General features: G+C 53.3%; 23 protein-coding genes. 18 read left to right on the forward strand and 5 right to left on the reverse strand.

Annotated features, from left to right (window positions below; genetic code table 11):
* Position 1 precedes the first annotated feature (1 nt).
* A complete protein-coding gene (locus IB222_RS05995; protein WP_126319767.1) occupies positions 2–898 on the forward strand; it encodes a LysR family transcriptional regulator in 897 nt (298 codons plus the stop codon).
* Between the two features lie 17 nt (positions 899–915).
* Here IB222_RS05995 and srmB read toward each other — a convergent pair whose 3' ends face one another.
* Positions 916–2,244 (reverse strand): ATP-dependent RNA helicase SrmB, encoded by a 1,329-nt coding sequence (srmB, locus tag IB222_RS06000; RefSeq protein WP_003835340.1) that lies wholly within the window; start codon positions 2,242–2,244, stop codon positions 916–918.
* Between the two features lie 130 nt (positions 2,245–2,374).
* Between srmB and trmN the strand changes: the two genes are divergently transcribed.
* Positions 2,375–3,112 (forward strand): tRNA(1)(Val) (adenine(37)-N(6))-methyltransferase TrmN, encoded by a 738-nt coding sequence (gene trmN, locus IB222_RS06005; RefSeq protein ID WP_003835339.1) that lies wholly within the window; start codon positions 2,375–2,377, stop codon positions 3,110–3,112.
* On the opposite strand, the gene nadB is transcribed toward trmN, so the two are convergent.
* The gene (nadB, locus tag IB222_RS06010; protein ID WP_063941920.1) at positions 3,097–4,719 is read right to left on the reverse strand and encodes an L-aspartate oxidase; all 1,623 of its coding nucleotides are present in this window, start codon (positions 4,717–4,719) and stop codon (positions 3,097–3,099) included. The two genes, trmN and nadB, sit on opposite strands and share 16 nt — an antisense overlap.
* Positions 4,720–4,982: 263 nt before the next feature.
* Between nadB and rseD the strand changes: the two genes are divergently transcribed.
* The 12 genes from rseD (at position 4,983) to acpS (ending at position 14,595) form a co-directional block, all read left to right on the forward strand.
* Entirely contained in the window at positions 4,983–5,147 is a 165-nt protein-coding gene (rseD, locus tag IB222_RS06015) for a rpoE leader peptide RseD (protein WP_122973798.1), read from the forward strand.
* The gene (gene rpoE, locus IB222_RS06020) at positions 5,144–5,719 is read left to right on the forward strand and encodes an RNA polymerase sigma factor RpoE (RefSeq protein WP_003037573.1); all 576 of its coding nucleotides are present in this window, start codon (positions 5,144–5,146) and stop codon (positions 5,717–5,719) included. Before rseD ends, rpoE begins: the two co-directional genes overlap by 4 nt.
* Before the next feature lie 31 nt (positions 5,720–5,750).
* Entirely contained in the window at positions 5,751–6,401 is a 651-nt protein-coding gene (gene rseA, locus IB222_RS06025; RefSeq protein ID WP_008785497.1) for an anti-sigma-E factor RseA, read from the forward strand.
* The gene (gene rseB / locus IB222_RS06030) at positions 6,401–7,357 is read left to right on the forward strand and encodes a sigma-E factor regulatory protein RseB (protein WP_149384803.1); all 957 of its coding nucleotides are present in this window, start codon (positions 6,401–6,403) and stop codon (positions 7,355–7,357) included. Before rseA ends, rseB begins: the two co-directional genes overlap by 1 nt.
* Positions 7,354–7,818 carry a SoxR-reducing system protein RseC gene (gene rseC, locus IB222_RS06035; protein WP_003037576.1) on the forward strand — a complete coding sequence of 155 codons (465 nt, stop codon included), beginning with the start codon at positions 7,354–7,356 and terminating at the stop codon, positions 7,816–7,818. Before rseB ends, rseC begins: the two co-directional genes overlap by 4 nt.
* A 270-nt stretch (positions 7,819–8,088) precedes the next feature.
* Positions 8,089–9,888, forward strand: coding sequence for a translation elongation factor 4 (gene lepA, locus IB222_RS06040; protein WP_003037577.1), 1,800 nt, complete (start codon positions 8,089–8,091; stop codon positions 9,886–9,888).
* Positions 9,889–9,903: 15 nt separating this feature from the next.
* A complete protein-coding gene (gene lepB, locus IB222_RS06045; RefSeq protein WP_003835329.1) occupies positions 9,904–10,878 on the forward strand; it encodes a signal peptidase I in 975 nt (324 codons plus the stop codon).
* A 269-nt stretch (positions 10,879–11,147) separates the two neighbouring features.
* Positions 11,148–11,828 carry a ribonuclease III gene (gene rnc / locus IB222_RS06050; RefSeq protein WP_003037579.1) on the forward strand — a complete coding sequence of 227 codons (681 nt, stop codon included), beginning with the start codon at positions 11,148–11,150 and terminating at the stop codon, positions 11,826–11,828.
* On the forward strand, positions 11,825–12,730 hold the full coding sequence (era, locus tag IB222_RS06055) for a GTPase Era (RefSeq protein ID WP_003037581.1): 906 nt from the start codon (positions 11,825–11,827) through the stop codon (positions 12,728–12,730). The genes rnc and era overlap by 4 nt, the downstream gene beginning before the upstream one ends.
* A gap of 27 nt (positions 12,731–12,757) precedes the next feature.
* The gene (gene recO / locus IB222_RS06060) at positions 12,758–13,468 is read left to right on the forward strand and encodes a DNA repair protein RecO (protein ID WP_008785495.1); all 711 of its coding nucleotides are present in this window, start codon (positions 12,758–12,760) and stop codon (positions 13,466–13,468) included.
* A 15-nt stretch (positions 13,469–13,483) separates the two neighbouring features.
* A complete protein-coding gene (pdxJ, locus tag IB222_RS06065; protein ID WP_003835325.1) occupies positions 13,484–14,215 on the forward strand; it encodes a pyridoxine 5'-phosphate synthase in 732 nt (243 codons plus the stop codon).
* Complete coding sequence (gene acpS, locus IB222_RS06070) at positions 14,215–14,595, forward strand: holo-ACP synthase (RefSeq protein ID WP_003037588.1); 381 nt, start codon at positions 14,215–14,217, stop codon at positions 14,593–14,595. Before pdxJ ends, acpS begins: the two co-directional genes overlap by 1 nt.
* 106 nt (positions 14,596–14,701) lie before the next feature.
* Here the strand turns inward: acpS and IB222_RS06075 are convergent, their stop codons facing one another.
* Together IB222_RS06075 and IB222_RS06080 are read right to left on the reverse strand one after the other, a co-directional pair.
* Positions 14,702–14,962: a YfhL family 4Fe-4S dicluster ferredoxin gene (locus IB222_RS06075; RefSeq protein WP_003037590.1), complete on the reverse strand. Its 261-nt coding sequence runs from the start codon at positions 14,960–14,962 to the stop codon at positions 14,702–14,704.
* 55 nt (positions 14,963–15,017) lie between these two features.
* Entirely contained in the window at positions 15,018–15,866 is an 849-nt protein-coding gene (locus tag IB222_RS06080; RefSeq protein ID WP_003835318.1) for a MurR/RpiR family transcriptional regulator, read from the reverse strand.
* Positions 15,867–15,983: 117 nt separating this feature from the next.
* Between IB222_RS06080 and murQ the strand changes: the two genes are divergently transcribed.
* The 4 genes from murQ (at position 15,984) to tadA (ending at position 19,455) form a co-directional block, all read left to right on the forward strand.
* Positions 15,984–16,877 carry an N-acetylmuramic acid 6-phosphate etherase gene (murQ, locus tag IB222_RS06085; RefSeq protein WP_003835317.1) on the forward strand — a complete coding sequence of 298 codons (894 nt, stop codon included), beginning with the start codon at positions 15,984–15,986 and terminating at the stop codon, positions 16,875–16,877.
* A 9-nt stretch (positions 16,878–16,886) separates the two neighbouring features.
* Entirely contained in the window at positions 16,887–18,251 is a 1,365-nt protein-coding gene (locus IB222_RS06090; RefSeq protein ID WP_125112747.1) for a PTS transporter subunit EIIC, read from the forward strand.
* Between the two features lie 3 nt (positions 18,252–18,254).
* Complete coding sequence (gene yfhb / locus IB222_RS06095; RefSeq protein ID WP_048234700.1) at positions 18,255–18,890, forward strand: phosphatidylglycerophosphatase C; 636 nt, start codon at positions 18,255–18,257, stop codon at positions 18,888–18,890.
* Between the two features lie 100 nt (positions 18,891–18,990).
* Complete coding sequence (gene tadA, locus IB222_RS06100) at positions 18,991–19,455, forward strand: tRNA adenosine(34) deaminase TadA (protein ID WP_229235875.1); 465 nt, start codon at positions 18,991–18,993, stop codon at positions 19,453–19,455.
* 40 nt (positions 19,456–19,495) lie between these two features.
* On the opposite strand, the gene mltF is transcribed toward tadA, so the two are convergent.
* Positions 19,496–21,046 carry a membrane-bound lytic murein transglycosylase MltF gene (mltF, locus tag IB222_RS06105; RefSeq protein ID WP_149384802.1) on the reverse strand — a complete coding sequence of 517 codons (1,551 nt, stop codon included), beginning with the start codon at positions 21,044–21,046 and terminating at the stop codon, positions 19,496–19,498.
* Positions 21,047–21,078 lie beyond the last annotated feature (32 nt).

Consider the following 21,078-nt stretch of genomic DNA (forward strand, 5'->3'; position numbering starts at 1 on the left):
GATGGATTTACGTCGGTTTATAACGCTAAAAACGGTGGTGGAAGAGGGCTCATTTCTGCGGGCATCACAAAAACTGTGCTGTACGCAATCAACGGTTACCTTTCATATTCAACAGCTTGAGCAAGAGCTTTCGGTGCAGTTGTTTGAAAAAATTGGTCGCCGGATGTGTCTCACCAGTGAGGGAAAACGGCTGATGCCGCATATCCATGACCTGACGCGCGTGATGGCATCGATTCGACAGTCGGCACATCAGGATGCGCAGCCGAGCGGCGATCTACGTGTCGCAACAGGCGAAACGCTGCTGGCGTATAAAATGCCGCAGGTTTTACAGCGATTTAAACAACGTGCGCCTCATGTGCGGTTGTCTTTACAGTCGCTCAATTGTTATGTCATTCGCGATGCGTTGCTCAGTGATGATGTTGATCTGGGGGTGTTTTATCGGGTGGGTAATGACGATGCCCTGGAGTTGATACCGCTTGGCGATCAGTCACTGGCATTAGTTGCTTCGCCACTGCTTCAGCACGTTGATTTTACTCAGCATAACCAGCACATTCCCTGCAGTTTTATCATTAATGAGCCGCAATGTATTTTCAGACAACGCTTCGAGGGGCTACTGCGTAAACGACAGATTACGCTGGAAAATACCATTGAGTTATGGAGCATTGAAAGCATTAAGCAGTGCGTATCGGCAAATCTTGGGATCAGCTTTTTGCCGCATTTTGCCGTCGAGAAGGAGTTACGTTCAGGGGAGTTGATTGAATTACCGTTCAGTGAACAACCTGAGTTAATTACGGCATTGTGTGGTTATCATGCCGGAAAAGTCGTTAGCCCGGCGATGCGGGTGTTTCTTGAGTGTATTGAAGAGAGTTTTGCATCACGTGAAAAAATGCCGGGCTAAATGGCCCGGCATTCGGTTTACTCTTTGTCGGACTGCTGGGTAGCAGCTCCGCTCGGCTTACGACGTTTGCCGATATTTTTGGCGTCACGGTGACGTTTTTTCACCCGCGGCTTCTCTTTCTCTTTCGCCTTTTTCTCAGCGCGCTTCGCCAGCACTTTCTTGGATGGCTTACCGTTAGATTTCTCACTTGGCGCGCGCGTGGTTGGACGCAGTTCGTCAATGACGCGAGCTTTCAGCGGTTCGTCAATATAGCGGCTCGCTTTGCCGAGCAGCAGGTGGTCGTGCGCTTCAACCAAAGAGATCGCAGTGCCTTTACGGCCAGCACGACCGGTACGGCCAATACGGTGCAGATAGGCATCGCCACTGCGCGGCATGTCGAAGTTAAACACGTGGCTGACGTCCGGAATATCAATCCCGCGAGCGGCGACGTCGGTTGCTACCAGCACGTTCACGCGGCCATCGGTCAGGCGTTTGATCGCTTCGTTACGTTTGTTCTGCACCATCTCGCCTTCGAGATAGCAGTTATTAATGCCAGCCTGGCGCAGCCAGCCTGCCAGTTCGTGCACACGCTCGCGTTTGCGTACGAAAACAATTGAGCGGGTCGCCTCTGGCTGTTTTAACAGGTGAATCAGCATGGCAGTTTTGTGCTCGATGTCATCGGCACGGTAGTAAAACTGATGGATCTTCTTGCGTTCACGGGTGGACGGATCCGCTGAGACTTCGACCGGGTCTTCCAACAGACGCTCGGCAAAATCCTTAATCGCATCGCCTTCCAGCGTGGCGGAAAACAGCATGGTTTGCTTACGCCAGCGTGTTTCACCGGCGATATGCTCGATGTCCTGGGCAAAGCCCATGTCCAGCATACGGTCTGCTTCATCGAGAATTAGCGTTTCAACCGCATGGCAGTCGAAGTTTTCTTCTTTAATGTATTGCAGCAGACGACCCGTGGTGGCGACCACGATGTCCTGGTTTTCGCTAAAGACTTCCATGTGGTTCATGTAAGCCACGCCGCCGGTAATCGTAGCGATATCCAGATGCGTATTCTTCGCCAGCTCACGAGCGTGTTCGGCAACCTGCATCGCCAGTTCGCGCGTTGGTGTCAGGATTAAAATGCGCGGCGGACCAGATTTCTTGCGCGGGAAGTCGAGCAGGTGCTGCAACGCTGGCAGCAAATATGCCGCCGTTTTACCGGTGCCTGTCGGCGCAGAACCGAGTACATCACGGCCATCGAGCGCAGGCGGAATGGCGGCAGCCTGAATGGCGGTCGGGCGAGTGAAACCTTTTTCCTGGAGGGCATCCAGAAGGCTTTCATCGAGTTCAAGTTCGGAAAAAGTCGTTACAGTCATGTTCTACCTCTGAGTGGGGCGCTGATTATAGACGTTACGGCTGCAATCTTCATCTGTTTGTATGGATATACCTTCTCAGGTATTGTTTTTATCCTATGTTATCGTTTTTTTTCCAGGAAGGTTGTTCTTCATGCCCCAGTCTACATCCGTACTGAGACGTAATGGATTTACTTTTAAGCAGTTTTTTGTGGCACACGATCGCTGTGCAATGAAAGTCGGAACAGACGGCATTTTATTGGGAGCCTGGGCCCCCGTTGCGGGCGTAAAAAGGATCCTGGATATTGGTACCGGGAGCGGCCTGTTGGCGCTGATGCTGGCCCAGCGCACTGATGAAAACGTCATCATTGACGCCGTGGAGCTTGATGTCGACGCCGCGCAGCAGGCGCAGGAGAACATCGCGCAATCTCCGTGGATGCATCGCGTGAGTGTTCATACAGAAGATGCGCAACAGTGGATACCGCGTCAGACCGTGCGTTTTGATTTGATAATCAGCAATCCTCCCTATTATGAGCAGGGCGTGGAATGCGCTACACCGCAGCGTGAGCAAGCGCGTTATACCACCTCGCTCGATCACCAGGCGTTGCTTACGCTGGCGGCGGACAGCATTACGGAAGAAGGATTTTTTTGTGTAGTGCTGCCGGAACAGATTGGGAACGCGTTTACCCAGCAGGCATTAAGTATGGGCTGGCATCTGCGATTACGTACGGATGTAGCAGAAACGGAAGCCCGGCTACCGCATCGGGTGTTGCTGGCATTCTCCCCGCAGGCCGGGGAGTGCTTTAGCGACAGGCTGGTGATTCGTGGGCCAGACCAACGTTACTCTGAAGGTTATACGGCGCTGACCCAGGCGTTTTACCTGTTTATGTGATGACTTAGCGGCGAGAGAATAGACGGGCCCGACTCAGGAAGCTGTTCTGGGTAATCCAGCGTGTAGTGCAGGCCCCGACTCTCTTTGCGCATCATTGCGCAGCGGACAATCAGCTCCGCAACTTGCACCAGGTTACGCAGTTCCAGCAAATTGTTCGACACGCGGAAATGGGCGTAATACTCGTCGATTTCCTGTTGCAGCATGGTGATACGGCGCAGAGCGCGCTCCAGGCGCTTGGTCGTACGCACAATACCGACGTAATCCCACATAAACAGCCGCAGCTCATGCCAGTTATGCTGGATAACAACCAACTCATCCGGATTTTCTACCCGGCTTTCATCCCAGCCCGGGAGCGTGCTAACGCCGCGAGCATAAGGCATGCGCCTGTCGATATCTTCAGCCGCGGACCAGCCATAAACCAGACACTCCAGCAATGAGTTCGATGCCATCCGGTTGGCGCCATGCAGGCCGGTGTAACTCACTTCGCCGATCGCATACAGCCCGTCGACATCGGTACGGCCAAAGTCATCCACCATCACACCGCCGCAGGTATAGTGCGCGGCAGGCACGATGGGAACCGGCTCTTTGGTTAAATCAATGCCCAGTCCCAGCAACTTTTCATAAATCATCGGGAAATGCTGACGAACAAATTCTTCCGGCTTATGGCTGATATCGAGGAACATGCAATCTGCACCAAGGCGCTTCATTTCATGATCAATGGCGCGGGCGACAATATCGCGGGGAGCCAGTTCGCCACGTTCGTCAAAATCGGGCATAAAGCGTGAACCGTCCGGGCGCTTCAGGTGCGCGCCTTCGCCGCGCAGCGCTTCGGTCAGCAGAAAATTGCGTGCCTGCGGATGATACAGCGCAGTCGGGTGAAACTGGTTAAACTCCAGGTTGGCGACGCGGCATCCTGCGCGCCAGGCCATTGCAATCCCGTCACCCGAGGAAATATCCGGATTGGTAGTGTATTGATACACCTTTGATGCGCCGCCGGTGGCCAACACTACCGACTTCGCATGGCAGGTTTCGACGGCTTCTTTATTACGATTCCAGATCCATGCGCCGACAACCCGACGCGTTCCCGGCAGACCGATTTTATCGGAGACAATCAGGTCGACGGCGTTGCTACGCTCAAGAACCCGGATATTGGGGTGATTTTGTGCCTGGCTGACGAGGGTGGTTTCGACTTCTTTGCCGGTAGCATCCGCCGCGTGCAGGATGCGTCGATGGCTGTGACCGCCTTCACGGGTCAGGTGATAGCTCTCTTCGCCGTTAGGCTGAACCTGTGTATCGAATAAGACGCCCTGATCGATAAGCCATTGAACGCAGGTGCGGGCATTGCTGGCGACAAATTCAACCGCATGGCGATCGCACAGACCGGCCCCGGCAATCAGCGTATCTTCAACGTGGGAGTCGATACTGTCGGTTTCATCGAAAACCGCGGCAATACCCCCCTGGGCATAAAATGTCGAGCCTTCGCTGACAGGCCCTTTGCTCAGGACAATAACCTGATGTTTTTCAGCCAGGCGCAGCGCCAGTGAGAGTCCGGCAGCCCCGCTGCCAATGATCAGCACGTCACAGGATAATTCAGGAGTCGTATTCATGATGTTTGTTTAATTTACTAAACAGTGTTTGGTCACCATAGCACCACATTGCGCGATACTGCACGTTTTATTTTTAAATGTGTTGCAATGACTAAACATGAAAGAAAAGCATGACGAGGACGAAATAGGCAAAAATATTTTGTGAAGCAGGCCGTTAGCATCAGATTATGTGATGAAATAAAGTGCCCGTTGGGTTACTCTGCAAGCGGTGAAATGGGCATTTCTGTACAGATAGTGCGTTGATCGGGTTATGTAGACTTATAATGAGAGATAAGACCTGTCTACAACATGACAAACAAAAAACAATGCGTAACGGAACTTTACGAAACTTGAGCACTCTAAGCATTTGCTTGCTCATAGTGAAGCTGATGGAGTGGCGTTTCGAAAGCGCGTGGAAATTTGGTTTGGGGAGACTTTACCTCGGATGAGCGAGCAGTTAACGGACCAGGTCCTGGTAGAACGGGTCCAGAAGGGAGATCAGAAAGCCTTTAACCTACTGGTAGTGCGCTATCAGCATAAGGTGGCGAGTCTGGTTTCTCGCTATGTACCGTCGGGTGATGTACCCGATGTAGTACAAGAAGCATTTATCAAAGCCTATCGTGCGCTGGACTCGTTCCGGGGAGATAGTGCTTTTTATACCTGGCTGTATCGTATTGCAGTCAATACAGCGAAGAATTACCTGGTCGCTCAGGGGCGTCGTCCACCTTCCAGTGACATTGATGCGATTGAAGCAGAAAATTACGAAAGTGGCGGTGCGCTGAAAGAAATTTCGAACCCTGAGAACTTAATGTTGTCAGAAGAGCTGAGACAGATAGTTTTCCGAACTATTGAGTCCCTCCCGGAAGATTTACGCATGGCAATAACCTTGCGGGAGCTGGATGGCCTGAGCTATGAAGAGATAGCCGCTATCATGGATTGTCCGGTAGGTACGGTGCGTTCACGTATCTTCCGAGCGAGGGAAGCTATTGATAATAAAGTTCAACCGCTTATCAGGCGTTGACGATAGCGGGATACTGGAAAAGGTATTAGGCATGCAGAAAGAGAAACTTTCCGCTTTAATGGATGGCGAAACGCTGGATACTGAGTTACTCAAAGAGCTAACTCACGACCCGGAAATGCAAAAAACCTGGGAGAGTTATCACCTGATTCGCGATTCCATGCGAGGTGATACCGCCGACGTTCTCCATTTCGATATTTCCGCCCGCGTAATGGCCGCCATCCAGGATGAGCCAGTACGTCAGACGGCGCCATTGATTCCTGAGGCCCAGCCAGCACCGCACCAGTGGCAGAAAATGCCATTCTGGAAGAAAATGCGTCCGTGGGCCGCGCAGCTTACCCAAATGGGTGTGGCCGCGTGCGTATCACTTGCAGTTATCGTTGGCGTCCAGCACTATAATGGGCAATCTGAAACGTCCCAGCAGCCCGAAACGCCGGTGTTTAATACATTACCGATGATGGGTAAAGCCAGTCCGGTTAGCTTGGGTGTACCTTCTGACGCGACGGCCAGCGGCGGTCAACAACAGCAGGTACAGGAGCAGCGTCGTCGTATTAATGCCATGTTGCAGGATTACGAATTGCAACGTCGACTGCACTCTGAACAGCTTCAGTTTGAGCAGGCGCAAACACAGCAAGCCGCTGTTCAGGTGCCAGGAATTCAAACTTTAGGAACGCAATCGCAGTAATGAAGCAACTTTGGTTTGCCATGTCACTTGTGGCTGGTAGCCTGTTCTTCTCTGTAAACGCCTCGGCCAATCCTGCGTCCGGGGCGTTGTTGCAGCAGATGAATCTGGCCAGCCAGTCGCTAACCTATGAGCTGTCATTTGTCAGCATCAATAAGCAGGGTGTTGAATCCCTACGTTATCGTCATGCCCGCCAGGATAACCGTCCACTCGCGCAACTATTACAAATGGATGGACCGCGCCGGGAAGTGGTGCAACGCGGCAACGAAATTAGCTATTTTGAGCCTGGTCTCGAACCGTTCACGCTGAACGGCGATTATATCGTTGATTCTCTGCCATCCCTGATTTACACCGATTTCAAACGCCTTGCTCCCTACTATGATTTTATCTCAGTAGGCCGCACCCGTATTGCCGATCGGCTCTGTGACGTGATCCGCGTTGTGGCGCGTGACGGCACCCGTTACAGCTATATCGTTTGGATGGACACGGAGACCAAACTGCCAATGCGTGTCGATCTCCTCGATCGTGATGGCGAAACGCTGGAACAGTTCCGTGTGATCTCTTTTACCGTGAATAACGGTGTTAGCGACAGCATGCAGACACTAGCAAAAGCGAATTTACCACCGTTGCTGTCGGTTCCTGCGGGCGAGAAAACCAACTTCAACTGGAGTCCGTCGTGGTTGCCACAAGGTTTCAGTGAGGTCTCAAGCAGTCGACGTCCGCTGCCGACGATGGATAACATGCCGATTGAATCACGCCTTTATTCTGATGGCCTGTTTAGTTTCTCCGTGAACGTAAACCGTGCGACGCAGAACAGTGCCGATCAACTGCTGCGTACTGGCCGCAGAACGGTCAGCACCAGCGTGCGTGATAACGCGGAGATTACGATTGTGGGCGAGCTTCCACCGCAAACGGCGAAGCGTATCGCGGACAATATCAAGTTCAGGGCAGCACAATGATTAAAGAGTGGGCGACGGTCGTCTCCTGGCAAAATGGTCTGGCGACGGTCAGCTGCGATGTTAAAGCATCATGTAGCAGCTGTGCTTCCCGGGCCGGATGCGGGAGCCGCGTGCTGAACAAACTGGGGCCACAGACCACACACACCATCGTGGTGCCCTGCGACGAACCCTTGACCCCTGGTCAAAAAGTTGAACTGGGCATTGCCGAAGGTAGCCTGCTGGGATCGGCGATGCTGGTCTACATGTCTCCGTTGGCAGGACTGTTTCTTTTCGCTGCGCTGTTCCAGGTGCTGTTTGGTTCCGATCTTGCCGCATTAAGCGGCGCAGTGCTGGGGGGCGTGGGCGGATTCCTGATTGCTCGTGGATACTCTCGTAAGCTTGCTGAACGCGAAGCCTGGCAGCCGGTCATTCTGAACGTTGCTCTCCCACCCGATCTTATTCGCGTCGAAACCCAGCAGTGATATCTTTGCCTGATGGCGTTGCGCTTATCAGGTCTACAGCGTGCTCAGATGCAAGCGTAGGCCGGATAAGGCGTTTATGACGCCATCCGGCAAAAGTTTCACCGACTTTGCAAGGTTGTTTCCAGTTCCCGCTATCCTTGCTCTATGAACGTTTCCTCGCCTCAGCGTTGTAGTGTAGAATGCGGCGTTTCACTTAAACAGACGTTAAGCTCAGATCAGCGACTTCTCAGAGCCTGCTCCGGCGGGCGTAAGGCACAATAATTACACTATATGAAGAACATACGTAACTTTTCAATCATAGCTCACATCGACCACGGTAAATCGACGCTGTCTGACCGTATTATCCAGATCTGCGGTGGCCTGTCTGACCGTGAAATGGAAGCGCAGGTTCTCGACTCGATGGATCTTGAGCGTGAGCGCGGTATTACTATCAAAGCGCAGAGCGTGACGCTCGATTTCAAAGCATCTGATGGTGAAACCTATCAGCTTAACTTTATCGACACCCCGGGCCACGTTGACTTCTCGTATGAAGTTTCCCGCTCGCTTGCTGCCTGTGAAGGCGCATTGCTGGTGGTTGATGCCGGACAGGGCGTTGAAGCGCAGACCCTGGCTAACTGCTATACCGCCATGGAAATGGATCTGGAAGTAGTACCGGTACTGAACAAAATTGACCTGCCAGCCGCCGATCCTGAACGCGTAGCGGAAGAGATCGAAGATATCGTCGGTATTGATGCGACGGATGCCGTTCGCTGCTCGGCGAAAACCGGCGTTGGCGTCACTGACGTTCTTGAACGTCTGGTACGCGACATTCCGCCGCCGGAAGGCGATCCAGAAGGCCCCTTACAGGCGCTGATTATCGACTCCTGGTTCGATAACTACCTTGGCGTGGTGTCACTGGTGCGTATTAAAAACGGCACCATGCGTAAAGGCGATAAAATTAAAGTGATGAGCACCGGTCAGGTCTATAACGCCGACCGTCTGGGTATCTTCACGCCAAAACAAGTTGACCGTACCGAGCTGAAATGCGGCGAGGTAGGTTGGTTGGTTTGTGCGATTAAAGACATCCTCGGCGCACCGGTTGGTGATACCCTGACGCAGGCGCGTAACCCGGCAGACAAACCGCTGCCAGGCTTTAAAAAAGTGAAGCCGCAGGTTTACGCCGGTCTGTTCCCGGTGAGCTCTGACGACTATGAAAACTTCCGTGACGCGCTTGGCAAGCTGAGCCTGAACGACGCCTCCCTGTTCTACGAGCCGGAAAGCTCTACCGCGCTAGGCTTCGGCTTCCGTTGTGGCTTCCTTGGTCTGCTGCACATGGAGATCATTCAGGAACGTCTGGAGCGTGAATACGATCTGGATCTGATCACCACCGCGCCGACCGTAGTCTACGAAGTTGAAACCACGGCGAAAGAGACTATCTACGTCGATAGTCCGTCCAAGCTGCCGCCGCTGAACAACATCTACGAACTGCGTGAGCCGATCGCTGAGTGTCACATGCTGCTGCCGCAGGCTTACCTTGGCAATGTCATCACCCTGTGTATCGAGAAGCGTGGCGTCCAGACCAATATGGTTTACCACGGTAATCAGGTGGCGCTGACGTATGAGATTCCGATGGCGGAAGTCGTACTCGATTTCTTTGACCGTCTGAAGTCGACCTCTCGCGGCTACGCGTCGCTGGACTATAACTTCAAACGCTTCCAGGCGTCTGACATGGTGCGTGTTGATGTCCTTATCAACAACGAACGTGTCGATGCGCTGGCGCTGATTACCCACCGCGACAACTCCCAGAGCCGTGGCCGTGAACTGGTTGAGAAGATGAAAGATCTGATCCCTCGCCAGCAGTTTGATATCGCGATCCAGGCGGCCATTGGTACGCACATCATCGCGCGTTCAACGGTTAAGCAGCTGCGTAAAAACGTTCTGGCGAAATGCTACGGTGGCGATATCAGCCGTAAGAAAAAGCTGCTGCAAAAACAGAAAGAGGGTAAAAAGCGCATGAAGCAGATCGGTAACGTCGAACTGCCGCAGGAAGCGTTCCTCGCCATTCTGCATGTCGGTAAAGACAGCAAATAATCTTAAGGAGTTGGCATGGCGAACATGTTTGCCCTGATTCTGGTGATTGCCACACTGGTGACGGGCATTTTATGGTGCGTAGATAAATTCATCTTCGCGCCAAAGCGCCGGGAGCGTCAGGCAGCAGCGCAAGCTGCTGCAGGTGATTCACTGGATAAAGCTACGCTGAAAAAAGTGGCACCTAAGCCAGGCTGGCTGGAAACCGGGGCGTCCGTTTTCCCGGTACTGGCGATTGTGCTGGTGGTGCGTTCATTTATCTATGAACCATTCCAGATCCCGTCAGGTTCGATGATGCCGACGCTGCTTATCGGTGACTTTATCCTGGTGGAGAAATTCGCCTACGGGATTAAAGATCCGATTTACCAGAAAACGTTGATCGAAACCGGTCATCCGAAACGCGGTGATATTGTGGTGTTTAAATACCCGGAAGACCCGCGTCTGGACTACATTAAACGTGCTGTCGGTTTACCGGGAGACAAAGTAACGTACGATCCAGTGGCGAAAGAGGTGACTATTCAGCCAGGATGCCGTTCCGGTCAGGCGTGTGAAAACGCGTTGCCGGTAACGTACTCTGATGTTCAGCCAAGTGATTTTGTACAGACCTTTGCTCGTCGTAACGGCGGTGAAGCGACCAGCGGCTTCTTTGAAGTTCCGCTGAACGAAACGAAAGAGAACGGTATTCGCCTTTCTGAGCGTAAAGAAACGCTGGGTGAGGTTACGCACCGCATTCTGACCGTGCCGATTGCGCAGGATCAGGTGGGGATGTATTACCGTCAACCTGGTCAGCCGTTGGCAACCTGGATCGTTCCGCCGGGACACTACTTCATGATGGGTGATAACCGTGATAACAGCGCGGACAGCCGTTACTGGGGATTTGTACCGGAAGCGAATCTGGTTGGTAAAGCGACCGCTATCTGGATGAGTTTCGATAAGCAAGAAGGTGAATGGCCGACCGGTGTGCGTTTAAGCCGTATTGGTGGCATTCACTAATCACCGATAATTGTTCACGTTGTCGTCATTACGGCGGCAGCGTGAATTATTTCTCGGATAAATTCCCGCAGACTAACGACATCCCTTGTCGTTGTGTATAGAATATTCCCCCGAAGTTTTAGGTTGGCACCGACAGGTTGCCACGGCACACGAAACAGCGTTGGTTTGTATACAAAAGCATGCAGGCGAAGCCGGATGGCTCAGCGAAGTGCGTATATCAGGTCTGTTTCGTGTGCTGAATTGTTGACGCATTCATTTATTGGTATCGCATGAACCCCATCGTAATTAATCGGCTTCAACGGAAGCTGGGCTACACTTTTAATCATCAGGAGCTGTTGCAGCAGGCATTAACTCACCGGAGCGCCAGCAGCAAACATAACGAGCGTTTAGAATTTTTAGGCGACTCTATTTTGAGCTTTGTTATCGCTAATGCGCTGTATCACCGTTTCCCGCGTGTGGATGAAGGTGATATGAGCCGCATGCGCGCGACGCTGGTTCGCGGCAATACGCTGGCAGAATTAGCCCGTGAGTTTGACCTCGGTGAATGTTTACGTTTGGGGCCTGGTGAGCTGAAAAGCGGCGGCTTCCGTCGTGAATCAATCCTGGCGGATACCGTTGAAGCTTTGATCGGCGGCGTCTTCCTCGACAGCGATATTCAAACCGTTGAGCAATTGATCCTGAACTGGTATCAAACTCGTCTGGATGAAATTAGCCCAGGCGACAAACAAAAAGATCCGAAAACGCGCCTGCAGGAATATTTGCAGGGTCGCCACCTGCCTCTGCCGTCTTATTTGGTGGTGCAGGTCCGTGGTGAAGCGCACGATCAAGAATTTACTATCCACTGCCAGGTCAGCGGCCTGAGTGAACCGGTGGTTGGCACAGGTTCGAGCCGTCGTAAGGCTGAGCAGGCTGCCGCCGAACAGGCGTTGAAAAAACTGGAGCTGGAATGAGCGAAGAGAAAACCTACTGCGGATTTATTGCTATCGTCGGTCGCCCGAACGTCGGCAAATCCACCCTGTTGAATAATCTGCTTGGGCAGAAGATTTCTATTACCTCACGTAAGGCTCAGACAACACGTCACCGTATTGTTGGCATCCATACCGAAGGCGCGTATCAGGCGATTTATGTTGATACCCCGGGTCTGCATATGGAAGAAAAACGGGCTATTAACCGCCTGATGAACAAAGCGGCGAGCAGCTCGATCGGTGATGTTGAACTGGTTATTTTCGTTGTCGAAGGCACCCGCTGGACGCCGGACGACGAAATGGTGCTCAACAAGCTGCGTGATGGCAAAGCCCCGGTTATTCTGGCCGTCAACAAAGTCGACAACGTTCAGGAAAAAGCCGATCTGCTGCCGCACCTGCAGTTCCTGGCAAGCCAGATGAACTTCCTTGATATCGTACCGATTTCTGCCGAAACCGGCTTGAATGTCGATACCGTTGCGGGCATCGTGCGTAAGCATTTGCCGGAAGCTATTCATCACTTCCCGGAAGATTACATCACCGACCGTTCTCAGCGCTTTATGGCCTCTGAAATCATACGTGAAAAGCTGATGCGTTTTCTGGGGGCTGAACTGCCGTACTCCGTTACCGTGGAGATTGAGCGTTTTATCTCTAACGAACGCGGCGGCTACGACATTAACGGCCTGATCCTCGTCGAACGTGAAGGGCAGAAGAAGATGGTTATTGGCAACAAAGGGGCCAAGATTAAAACCATCGGCATCGAAGCGCGTAAAGACATGCAGGAGATGTTCGAAGCGCCCGTTCACCTCGAACTGTGGGTGAAAGTGAAATCCGGCTGGGCCGATGACGAACGCGCGCTGCGTAGCCTCGGTTACGGCGACGACGTCTAAACACATCTTCTGAAACACGGCGAGTATATGGAAGGATGGCAACGCGCTTTTGTCCTGCATAGTCGCCCCTGGAGCGAAACCAGTCTCGTGCTGGATGTCTTCACGGAAGAGTCGGGCCGCGTGCGCCTGGTGGCTAAAGGCGCACGTTCCAAACGCTCCAATCTTAAAGGCGCACTCCAGCCTTTTACCCCGTTGTTGCTTCGCTTTGGTGGACGTGGCGAGGTCAAAACCTTGCGCAGCGCCGAAGCCGTTTCTCTGGCACTCCCCCTTAGCGGAATCACGCTGTACAGCGGCTTGTATATTAACGAGCTTATCTCGCGCGTACTCGAATACGAAACCCGCTTTTCTGCACTCTTTTTCGATTACCTGAACTGTATTCAGGCGCTGGCTGGCGCCACGGGTTCGCCAGAACCTGCGTTGCGTCGCTTTGAGCTGGCCTTACTTGGTCATCTGGGGTATGGCGTCGATTTTACCCACTGTGCAGGCAGCGGCGAGCCGGTAGACGACACCATGACCTATCGCTACCGGGAAGAAAAAGGGTTTATCGCCAGCGTAGTGATTGATAACGCCACCTTTACCGGACGCCATCTAAAAGCACTCGAATCGCGGGAATTTCCGGATGCTGATACGCTTCGCGCCGCGAAACGCTTTACCCGCATGGCGTTAAAGCCGTATCTTGGTGGTAAGCCCTTAAAGAGCCGCGAATTATTCCGGCAGTTTATGCCGAAGCGAAAATAAAAAACGAGGATTGTCATGGCCGAATTACTGTTAGGCGTCAACATTGACCACATTGCCACTTTACGTAATGCACGCGGTACCGCATATCCGGACCCGGTTCAGGCAGCGTTTATCGTTGAACAGGCGGGCGCAGACGGTATTACCGTACACCTGCGTGAAGACCGTCGCCATATCACCGACCGTGACGTACGTATTCTGCGCCAGACGCTGGATACGCGCATGAATCTGGAAATGGCCGTCACCGAAGAGATGCTGTCGATTGCCGTTGAGACTAAGCCGCATTTTTGCTGCCTGGTGCCGGAAAAACGTCAGGAAGTTACCACTGAAGGTGGGCTGGACGTCGCCGGACAGCGTGACAAGATGCGCGATGCCTGCAAACGTCTGGCGGACGCAGGCATTCTGGTTTCGCTGTTTATCGATGCCGATGAAGAGCAGATTAAGGCCGCTGCGGAAGTTGGCGCACCGTTTATTGAAATTCACACCGGCTGTTACGCCGATGCGAAAACCGACGCAGAACAGGCCAGCGAACTGGCGCGTATCGCCAAAGCGGCGACTTTTGCTGCAAGCCTTGGCCTGAAGGTGAATGCGGGTCACGGTCTGACGTATCACAACGTTAAAGCTATCGCGCGGATCCCGGAAATGCACGAGCTGAATATTGGCCATGCCATTATCGGACGTGCGGTGATGAGCGGCCTGAAAGAGGCCGTAGTCGAAATGAAGCGCCTGATGCTGGAAGCGCGTGGCTAATGGCGATTCTGGGATTAGGTACGGATATCGTGGAGATTGCCCGCATCGAAGCGGTGATCTCCCGTTCCGGCGACCGCCTGGCAAGACGTGTGCTCAGCGACAACGAATGGGCAATCTGGGAAACGCATCAGCAGCCGGTGCGTTTTCTGGCGAAGCGTTTTGCAGTCAAAGAGGCGGCAGCAAAAGCCTTTGGCACGGGTATTCGCAATGGGCTGGCGTTTAATCAGTTTGAAGTCTTTAACGACGAACTCGGTAAGCCGCGTCTGCGATTATGGGGAGAGGCGTTAAAACTGGCGGAAAAACTCGGCGTTGCGCACATGCATGTGACGCTGGCCGATGAGCGTCACTACGCCTGCGCCACGGTGATTATCGAAAGTTAGATTCAGGACGTTGCCGGATGGCGACGCGTAGCGTCTTATCCGGCCTACGGGTTATGCGTTTGTTGCAGGGGCAGGGTAGGAGCTTCATCGCCAGATGGCGACGCGGCTAAAGTTTATCGGCGTGGTGCATCAGCACAAACTTATCCCACAGCTGCTCTTCTGTTTCGACATGCGCCGGATCTTTCAAAATAGTATTGGGGATCGGGCACACCTTCTGGCAGGTTGGCGTGTCGTAATGGCCTACGCATTCCGTACACTTGTCGCTGTTAATCTCGTAAATGCTATCACCCATCGAAATCGCCTCATTCGGGCATTCGGGCTCGCACATATCGCAATTGATACACTTTTTAGTGATTAACAGGGCCATCAGGAAACTCTCAAAACATCACAAATCGGGCGGGCATTATACGCGCATTCTTTGCTCAGACCAGTTTTTTTACCAGGGCCTCACTGTGGCGAATACGTTCCGGGGCATGCTCCAGATCCTGCTGCACCAGCGCCATAAACAGTAAATCAGTGAGCATCATTTGCGCATGGGTGGAGGAAATCGCTGCGCTGCGCGTGGCCTGCTCCTCGGCAATGGTGTACAGACAATGACTTGCCCGTTGCTGCAGGGCGTTCGGTGTGAATCCGGTGATGGCGAGGATTTTCGCGCCGGTGCGCAACGTTTCATCCGCAGCCAGGTTGAGCTCTCGACGCTCTCCGGTATACGAAATGGCCAGCAGTAGATCGTTAGGCGAAAGCGCCTGCACCGTCGCCAGTAGGGCGTGCATATCGCGTTCCACCACCGCGTTAAAACCAATCTTCAGCAGCTTCCAGGCAAAATTCTGTGCCACCAGACCCGATGCGCCAATCCCGGTCACGATAATGCGGCGGGCTGAACGCAGCATCGTGACGCTCTCCATCAGTTTCTCTTCGCTGTTGACGTCCAGCGTCGCATGCATCGCCGCCACGTTCTCTTTAATCAGTTTCTCGCCTACCATTCGCATCGGGTCGTCACCGCGAATCTGATTATGTACCGGAATGGAATGGGGATTGGGATTGCTGGCCAATGCTTCGCTAATCGCCAGTTTGAGTGCCGGGAATCCTTTAAAGCCCATCTTTTGCGCGAATTTCACCACGCTGGACTGGCTGACGCCCGCTTCAAAGGCCAGCTGTTGTGAACTGAGATGACGCGCAGCATCCGGTTGAGCAAGAAGATAATCCGCAAGCTTTTTATCGCTTTGCGCGAGATCCGGATAACGCTGACGAATGCGAATTAAACAGTTCATGCTTTCTCCTGGCGAAAATGTGATGGCGATTACAAAACAAAATATCACTCGCCTTAGTGAATATAATATTCCATTATGACAGATTATTATGAATTAAAAATTCCTAAGGAACAAAAAATGAATCTCGGTGCGTTAGTTTCAGAAACCCGCAATCCTCAGACCATGGATCTGGATGCGCTCTCCACTCTGGAGTTGGTTCATCGTTTTAATCAACAGGATACGCTGGTAGCTGAAGCAGTAAAAGCAACTCTTCCTGAAGTTGCGCGCGCGGTTGATGCGGCAGCTGACGCGCTAAAAGCCGGTGGACGCATTATTTACATGGGAGCAGGTACCAGTGGGCGTCTTGGGGTGCTGGACGCGTCTGAATGCCCGCCAACCTTCGGCGTTCCGCACGGTCTGGTGGTTGGGCTGATTGCCGGGGGACCGGGCGCGTTGCTTAAGGCCGTAGAAGGCGCAGAAGATAACCCGCAGCTAGGTGAAGACGATCTGCGTACGCTCAATCTTACCGCACAGGATCTGGTGGTGGGGCTGGCTGCTTCTGGTCGTACGCCGTATGTCATTGGTGGGTTGAAATATGCGCGTTCGGTGGGCTGTACGACGGCGGCTATTTCATGCAATCCGGATTCCCCTATCGCGCATGAAGCGGACATTGCCATTTCTCCGGTGGTGGGGCCAGAGGCGCTGACCGGGTCAACACGACTGAAATCCGGCACCGCGCAAAAGCTGGTGCTCAATATGATCTCCACCGGCGCGATGGTGAAATTTGGCAAGGTGTACCAGAACCTGATGGTGGATATGCAGGCAACCAACGTCAAACTGGTCGATCGGGCGTGCCGTATGGTGGTTGAAGCCACCGGCATTGCGCGTGCTCAAGCTGAAACGCTGCTGAAGCAGACGGATTATGATGTTAAGCCGGCTATTTTAATGGCGCTCACCGGCCTGGATGCTGCTGCCGCCCGCGAAAAACTTGCCGCTCACCAGGGTTTTTTACGCGCGGCGTTAGAACACTAAGAGGTGTATATGGATAAGACGGCGTTGCTGGCCAGCGACATCCTGCTGGGCGTTGGCGGAGAGAACAATATTCTGCGTCTGGAAAACTGTATGACCCGTGTCAGGGTGGAAGTTCAGGATGACGGGCAGATCGATATTCCCCGCCTCAGGCAACTGCCCGGCGTTAGCGGCTACGTGAAGCAGGGCGCACAGCACCAGATTATTGTCGGTCCCGGTAAAGCAGCCAAAGTGGTGGATGCCATGCGTTCCCTGATTGCCGATGGCGGCGAGCGAGCAGGTGCCAATGATATTGAGCGCACCAAGTCAGAGGCCAAAGCGAAGTACAAAGCGCCGATGAGCGATGCGCTGCGTAAGCTGGCGAACGTCTTTATCCCTCTTATTCCGGCGTTTATCGCCTCCGGTTTGATTACCGGCATTATTAACATCCTTAAGCGCCCGGATATCGTGGGGGATTTTGCGACCCACTATCCAAATATGCTGGGGTTGATGGGCATATTTGGCAGCGCTGTATTTGCCATTATGAATATTCTGGTCGGGGTGAATACCGCCAAAGTTTTCGGTGGCTCCCTGGCAATGGGCGGGGTGATGGCGGGGATCCTCTCCAGCCCTCAGCTGGCGCAAATTACCCTGTTTGGCGAAGCGTTGCAGCCGGGGCGCGGTGGGGTGATCGCGGTATTGCTGGTGGTTGCGCTGATGTGCTGGATCGAACGTAAATTCCGCGCGCTGTTGCCAGAATCACTGGAGCTTATCCTTAACCCGCTGCTGACCACCATTATTACCGGCGTAATCGCGATTGTGGCGCTGCAACCGCTTGGCGGATGGATTTCTGAATCTATCGCTCACGGCGCATCCTGGGCTATCGATCGCGGCGGTTTTCTGGTCGGTGCCGTGCTGGCGGGAACCTTCCTGCCGTTGGTACTCACCGGGCTTCATCAGGGATTGGTGCCCATCCATGTTGAACTGGTTCAGGCGCACGGTTATAACGCGCTCTTTCCGATCCTGGCGATGGCGGGCGTTGGGCAAATAGGTGCTGCGATTGCGGTTTTGATGAAAACTCGCAATGCGCGGCTAAAGAAAGTGATCAAAGGGGCGCTACCGGTCGGACTGCTGGGGATTGGCGAGCCGCTGATTTTTGGCGTAACGCTGCCGTTGGGTAAGCCGTTTATCGGTGCCTGTCTTGGCGGCGCGGTAGGTGGGGCGCTGATTAGCTACTGGAAGGTGGCGACGGTCATCACCTTTGGCATCTCCGGATTACCGCTGGCACTGACGATTGTTGCCGGAAAAGTGATGTTCTATCTGTTAGGCTATCTGGTAGCAGTTATCGCCGGGTTCTTGTTTACCTGGCTATTGGGATTCACTGATCCAGAGGAATAAGGTTTGACCAATCACCAGCGCCGCGTTGTCTTTTTTGATTTGGATGGCACGTTACACCAGCAGGATATGTTCGGTAGTTTTATTCGTTATCTGCTGCGTCGCCAGCCGCTGAACGCGTTGCTTGTGCTGCCTCTGTTACCGGTGATTGCGCTGGCGTTGCTGATAAAAGGACGTGCCGCCCGCTGGCCAATGAGCCTGCTGTTATGGGGATGCACTTTTGGCCGCAGCGAGGCGCGTCTGAAAGCGCATCAGGCCGACTTTGTGCGCTGGTTTCGCAGTAACGTGACGGCGTTTCCGCTCGTGCAGCAGCGGCTGACAACCTACCTGTTAAGCTCTGACGCTGATATCTGGCTTATTACCGGCTCTCCACAGTCACTGGTCGAGCAGGTTTACTTTGATACTCCATGGCTACCGCGAGTCAATCTGATTGCCAGCAAAATGGCGCGGGGATACGGCGGCTGGGTACTGACTCTGCGCTGTCTGGGCCATGAGAAAGTGACACAACTGGAACGCCACATTGGCGCGCCGCTACAGCTTTACAGTGGCTATAGTGACAGTAATCAGGACAATCCGCTGCTCTCTTTTTGCCAGCATCGCTGGCGCGTCACGCCGCGCGGAGAGCTTCAGCAACTCGAATAGCCAACGCACATGCAATTTGAAGTATGACGTGTATAATGCGCCCGCTTTGATTACTGGAGTTACCCCTTTGTCAGATGTTGAATTTAGCCACGAATACTGGATGCGTCATGCTTTAACGCTGGCTAAGCGCGCCTGGGATGAGCGTGAAGTCCCGGTGGGTGCGGTATTGGTACATAACAACCGAGTGATTGGCGAAGGCTGGAACCGCCCGATAGGTCATCATGATCCGACTGCTCATGCTGAGATTATGGCGCTGCGTCAGGGCGGCCTGGTGCTGCAAAACTACCGCCTGTTAGATGCCACGCTGTACGTCACTCTGGAACCGTGCGTGATGTGCGCTGGCGCGATGGTGCACAGCCGTATCGGTCGGGTCGTTTTTGGCGCGCGCGATGCGAAAACCGGGGCTGCCGGGTCATTAATGGATGTGCTGCATCACCCTGGAATGAATCATCGGGTTGAAGTGACCGAAGGGGTACTGCGGGATGAATGCGCCACGCTGCTCAGTGATTTCTTCCGCATGCGCCGGCAGGAAATTAAGGCCCTGAAAAAATCCGCTAATCAGTAACTCTCAGCCTGATGGTGCTGCGCTTATCAGGCTACCAGGACTACTTTCCCTCTTTTTTCTGCGGTGAAAACAGCAGGGAAGGCGAGTGCGACAGGTAGTTTGACGACGTCTGAGACAGAAACGCCGAAAGCGGGAATTCATCTTTACCTATTAGCTCTGCGGGCGTCACCGCCGGGTAATCCTGCGCCAGTTGCTGCGTTTCTAGCGCCTGTTTTTCTTTCTCTTGCAGATATCCCACCAGGCTAATCTGGTATTTACGGATGTTTTCCACATAGGCGTAGGCTTCGTGGCCACGCGCATAACCATAGGTCAACTTATTGTAATACGGCTTTTGGCTAAGCAGTGGTAGTCGCTGTTTTACGTCGGACCAACTGTTCGGATTGCCTTTGGTTTTCACCGTCAGCGCCCGTGCATCCAGCATGTGCGCATAACCCATATTGTAGGCTGCAAGCGCAAACCAGATGCGTTCTCCTTCGGGGACGGTATCCGGTACTTTGCTCATCATGTCCTGCAAATATCGCGCGCCGCCGCTGATGCTTTGTTCGGCATCGGTACGGTCGGTCAGCCCAAGACTCTGAGCGGTATTTTTGGTCAGCATCATCAGCCCGCGTACGCCGGTTGGAGAGGTGGCCTGCGCATCCCAGTGTGACTCCTGATATGAGATAGCGGCCAGCAGTCGCCAGTCTATCTCTTGCGCATATTTCTCAAACAGCGGCTTGAGGTCCGGCAACACGCTGTCTACGGCGCGCAAAAAGGAGCGGGTATCGACATAGTCAAAATCATCGCCATGCCCGAGATATTTCTCTTCCAGCCGTGCCAGAGAACCGTCTTCATTCATGGTGTTGAAGAAATCCAGTAGGGCGGCAGACAGCGTGTTGTCATCGTCCAGCCGACTAAACCAGGTCACCGGTTGTTCGTCAGAGACGTCGAGCGCTACGGCCAGCTCAGGATGAACGCGTTGATATAAGCTGATGGCGACAGAATCGGCTATGGTGTAATCCAGCTTTCCGGCGATTACATCATCAAGCAGTTCGGTGGTGCCCTTTTTGTCATCGACTTTCCAGCTCAGATCGGGAAATTTTTTCTCTTTTAGCTGCTGGAGGTCGTTAACTACCACGTGCCCCGGGGCGATAGTCAGCTGGTTTTCGTTCACCGTGGCAAGCGTGCGCGGACGGTATTGCCCAACCCGGTACACCAGCTGTTGTGAAACCGAATAATAGGTCGGGCCGGGCTGGTAATTTTTAACCCGCTCGCTGTTATAGACCAGGCCTGCGGCTAACAGGTCGGCATTGCCGTTATCCAGGTCGTCAAAAAGCTGGCTGATGTTCTGGCGTACGGTAACTTTTAACTTCACGCCTAAGTAGTTGGCAAATTCCTGGGCCAGTTCATAATCCAGACCGAATTTTTTGCCGTTGAGGGTCGCGTAAGTTAATGGCGAATCAATGGTACTGACGCGCAGCTCTCCCCGCGACTGAATGGCGGCGATACGATTTTCGGCTTTACCGAACCAGGGGATAGATGGCCAAAGGGCCGCTGCCAACAACAGCGTCAATATGCCGATGAACAGATAATTAATCTTTAATTTTTTCAATTAGTTAATTCTCTGAACCGTACGTTGTCTCT

This window comes from Citrobacter sp. C13, from assembly GCF_014596815.2.
Taxonomy (GTDB): Bacteria; Pseudomonadota; Gammaproteobacteria; order Enterobacterales; family Enterobacteriaceae; genus Citrobacter; species Citrobacter portucalensis.